The organism is Methylobacterium sp. P3_A11, assembly GCF_056403155.1.
On sequence record NZ_JBFUGA010000201.1, the window covers coordinates 1 to 4042 of the forward strand.

The 4042-nt window shown below is 63.4% G+C and carries 3 protein-coding genes and 2 pseudogenes; 1 reads left to right on the plus strand and 4 read right to left on the minus strand.

Translation table 11 applies throughout. The features are described from left to right. Window positions 1-134 (minus strand): annotated as a pseudogene (locus AC1DXK_RS30330) (porin family protein); the annotation flags it as partial. Window positions 135-1171: 1037 nt separating this feature from the next. After that, entirely contained in the window at window positions 1172-1561 is a 390-nt protein-coding gene (locus AC1DXK_RS30335; protein ID WP_456684453.1) for a hypothetical protein, read from the minus strand. 743 nt (window positions 1562-2304) lie between these two features. On the opposite strand from AC1DXK_RS30335, the gene AC1DXK_RS30340 reads away from it, so the two are divergent. Beyond that, the gene (locus AC1DXK_RS30340) at window positions 2305-2727 is read left to right on the plus strand and encodes a hypothetical protein (protein WP_456684454.1); all 423 of its coding nucleotides are present in this window, start codon (window positions 2305-2307) and stop codon (window positions 2725-2727) included. 153 nt (window positions 2728-2880) lie between these two features. Here the strand turns inward: AC1DXK_RS30340 and AC1DXK_RS30345 are convergent, their stop codons facing one another. Together AC1DXK_RS30345 and AC1DXK_RS30350 are read right to left on the minus strand one after the other, a co-directional pair. Next, entirely contained in the window at window positions 2881-3699 is an 819-nt protein-coding gene (locus tag AC1DXK_RS30345; protein ID WP_477299662.1) for a DUF4344 domain-containing metallopeptidase, read from the minus strand. A gap of 134 nt (window positions 3700-3833) precedes the next feature. Further along, window positions 3834-4042 (minus strand): annotated as a pseudogene (locus AC1DXK_RS30350) (Spy/CpxP family protein refolding chaperone); the annotation flags it as partial.

Below are 4042 nucleotides of genomic sequence, written 5' to 3' on the forward strand. Positions count from 1 at the left end.
GCCGAGGAGCGGAAGAAGTTCAGGAACGAGTCGTTGGCCAGCGCGAACTCGATGCCGCCGCCTGCGGTCCAGCCGGTGCGGAAGCTGTCGTTGCCGGCAAACCCGCCGAAGTTCCGGCTCGCGCTGCCGGAGCCATCCTCAGCGGGCCACGCTGACCTTTCTTATCGATTTCTGATCGCGCTTGTAGGCCGAGATAGCAGTCGAACACCCGAGCGACAGCTGCTTGAGCTTGACCCGGAAGCATGCTTCGACCTCGGGTCCGCCTGGAGGAAACTGACTGCAGTGTGCCAAGTAGTCGCCGGTGCAGCTCTGTTTGAGAGCCTCACGAGCAGGTGAGTGTTGGGCGAGCACTGCGACTGGAAACATCCCGAGAGCTAGCATCAGATAGGAACCTAGCATTCTCATCTCCAATCCTCCTGCTTGCAAAACCTAACCGTTAGAAGATGAGAGAGCACAGGGCGCAGAAAGCCATCTCGATAGCGAGCCGGGTGAATACGATCCAAACAGCCTCTCGATGGGATCCGCTTTCGGTCTGAACGGTGGCACGCGTGTCCATTTTAGCGCAAAATACGTGGGATTTTAATAAGGCTGGCCGAAACGATGGCTATTATTTCGTGTTCTTCCAAAGCAGCTTTGAGTCTCCAGGTTGCACGATTGCGCCAGTGCTCTAGCTAATTGGGCTGGCACACGAGCCGGACCTATTTAGCGTTTATATTTTTATTCGGCCCCATGCTCGTGAAGCTGCGGTTGCCCGATCGGCGAAGAGCAGCTGTTACAGTCTTGCACACGATGGCAACGGTCCTCACGGACCAGCCCTCCACGAGATGAAACGCCTTTCTTCTCAGGTGCATGCAACTGGGCGGCGACGCTGAACTGGTGGGCACTTTTACCGATTTAGAAGCGGTGATTATAGGGCGCGCGAAGGCCGCTTCGGTCGTGGCAAGAAGCACAAGAATGAGACCGTAGCGGAGCAGGGCAGAGACCCTGAGTTGTGGCACGATCAGAGTGTCGCGCATCACCGTCTCCCGGTACCCCAAAACAGCAAGCACCTGAGCGTTCATGCCGTCCCGCCAGATCAGCCATCAGCCGCCCGATGCGGTGGACCAGTCCCCTTATCCTACAATGCCGCCTTTATCGGTGCCCGCTGGCGTGCTCCGCCCAATTCAGGGCATCAGCGTGAGATCACGCGGAAAACCCGGTGCGAGTCGAGGTCGATGACGACCGCGCGGTCATCGGGAGATATGTAGTAGCCGTAGTAGCCAGTCGGGTTCAGCCCCGCGAGTGAAACATTCTGAAATGAACCCAACCCCAGCCAGCCGGGGATCACACTGCCTCGCCCGACGCGCACGCCACTCGGTTCGCTGTAGTGAGGTCCCGCATCGAACAGCGTTTGGATCGTCCCGCTCTCGTCACCCTGCATCAGAACGCCTTGATCCCCGAGATGCGGATTGACGCGCAGCACGAGCGGCTCAGCCAGCGCCAGCGAGCCAGTCAGAAGACCTGCCGTCGCAACGCCAACTGCGGTGAGCAGGCCCGTTGCGCGAGCGAGCATGGTAGACATGGTCTCCTCCCTAGATAAGTGGTGGGCGAACGCCGAGCCCGGCACCCTGATGTAGTATGGCCATAAGGATCCACGGTGCTTGATCACTCGGGACGCTCCGAGAACTTTCAATTCAAAATACCCAAGTAAACTTGGCTGTCATTGGCTTGGAACCGAGCCTCTCAAACGTAATCGCAACGGATCCAGTGTTCGGGGCAGGCAAAGGCTCTGTTTCCGAGGACGAGCATCGCCTCCCTACCTCGGCATCGCTCGTGTGATGAGTGTCGGCGGCCATTCGACCATGTTTTCGCCCCACTGCGAGCGAAGCATGGCAATTAACATGAGTGAGTCGCCCATCTTCGAAGTCCGGATTACGACGTGCGAGACGGGCAGCATCCTGCGCGCCGACCGAACGCGAGCTGGCTGCCAAGGCGGAAACTCTGATCCGCAGGGTTCATGCACGCGGCGAGCTGATCGGCTTCAGCATCAAAGGACCAAGCGCGGACGGCATAGGCCGGATCCAGGTGTATCTCGAGGATGTCCTGGTCGAGGTCGGGCAGGCCAGCAACTGACCCCATTCGTCTGCGGTCACGAAGCTCCACATCGCGGGCCGTGTGCGGCTCGTCGGATCAAGCGGGGCGTCCGGCCCGGCGTTAGTGTGCCCAACAGCAAAGGGTTGATGCTGCGCGGGCCCTAGGTCCGCCCCGATCACGCGGATTGGGCGCGGACTGCCTTCAGCACGTCCCGAGCAAGGAGACAGCCCCATGAACAAGATCCTTATCGCGGCAACGGGCATCGGCGCCCTGATCCTGACCAGCGTCACGGCGGACGCGCGCGGATTTCGCGGGGGGGGCGGCGGCTTCCGGGGCGGGGGCGGATTCCATGGAGCCGGGATGCGGGGCGGCGGCTTCCGAGGGGGCGGGTTCCACGGAGGGCGCGTGGCGGGTGGCTATCGCGGCGGCTTCCGGGGCGGATATGGCGGCTACCGGGGCGGCGTGGCGGGCTATCGTGGCGGGTATGGCCGCTACGGSTACAGAGGTGGGTATGGGCGCTATGGCTACCGCGGTTATGGCCTCGCGGCGGCCGGTGTCGGCGCKGCCGCCTATGGSGCGCACCGCTACTACGGCGGCGGGTGTGGCGCCTACAGCTACTACGACGCGAATTACGGCGGCTGYGTGCCCTACTGAGCGGTCGCGCCAKCGTCCTACGGGTKTGGCCACCCTGGCGTGACCCAGTGCAGCCTGTGTCCCCGGCGTCCTCATCCAACCGGCCAACGGAGACGCCGGGCCGTGGCCAGAAGCGGTGCCGGAGGAAGTCTGGCTTGGGCTGCGCGTCCGCGCTCAGTAGACCCAGCGAAACCCCCGCCGTATCCGTTCGCGCCCCATCTGGCCGCCCTGGAGATGATTGCGAAACAGCCTGTCCATGGCATGCACCGCCAGGCCGTACTCACCCCTGCAGTTCTCTGCCCGCTCCTTAGGCAGGTCGCCGCGCTCGACCAGGTAGCCGAAGGCGCGCCGGTCCGAGCCGTATGCGAGGCAGAGCAGGTTGTATAGGCGCTGATAGAACAGGCCGTGATCATCTGCGAAGGTGGCTTTCTCCTGCTTGTCCTCCGCGCCGTAGCTCGTGAACAGGATGGAGCTGCCCGCGATGATCTGCCGGGCCTGGGCCGGCTTCAGGCGGAGCAGGACGAGCGCGGCGAACTGGTCGGCGGMGTCCTCCTCGCGGCCGAGCACAGGCACGTCCAGCAGATCGAACAGGGCGTGCCCAGTCTCGTGCAGGAAGACCTGTGCGAGCGTGCCGAACAGCGCGTCGTGATAGGTCAGGCCGGCGGGCAAGGTGGCCTTATCGGCCCTGTCCCGAACATCCTGGATGTATTCGTAGCAGACCGTGACCGAGCGGGTCTTGGGCTCGTACCAGGCGTTGCTCTCGCCGTCGCACTCGGACAGGCGCAAGGTCATGGCCCGCGGCAGCCGGACCATACCGATGATCTCGCGCAAGCCCTCAAGGACGCGGCGTGCGCGCATCTCCCGGTATATCTCCTGTGCCTGCGCGGTCTTCGGAACCTGGTAGACGGTCCGGATCGGGCTGCCTGTATCGGCCCGGGAGGCGCTGATCATCAGGGTGAAGGCTAACCCGGCGAGGGCAAGCGGCCGTGGCATCGTCCCGCCTCCAGGGCTTCGGGGCGTCGGCAACATCGGACAGCGCGACAACCCTGGCGGGACCCGCGCCCCTGCTCTCGGTCACCGTCTACGTCGCCTCACCCGCCCTAGAGGCGGGTGAGGCGAATCCTCACTCAGCCCTCGTCGTCGTCGTCATCGTCCATGAGCTCCTTGCGGCGATTCTCTGCGGCGTCCCGCAATCCCCCGATGACCCGGGTGACGACCACGCGCATCCGGCTCTTCTGATCTGGAGAGAGGGTCTGGTAGAGCGGCTGCCAGGCATCCGCGAGCTTCTTGAGCCCGTTGGCGCGCTCGTCCATGATCTCGGCCCGCTCGCGCATAA

Coding starts and splice junctions, on each gene's coding strand:
- AC1DXK_RS30335 (WP_456684453.1), bottom strand. CDS start 1,561: ATGTCTACCATGCTCGCTCGCGCAACGGGCCTGCTCACCGCAGTTGGC.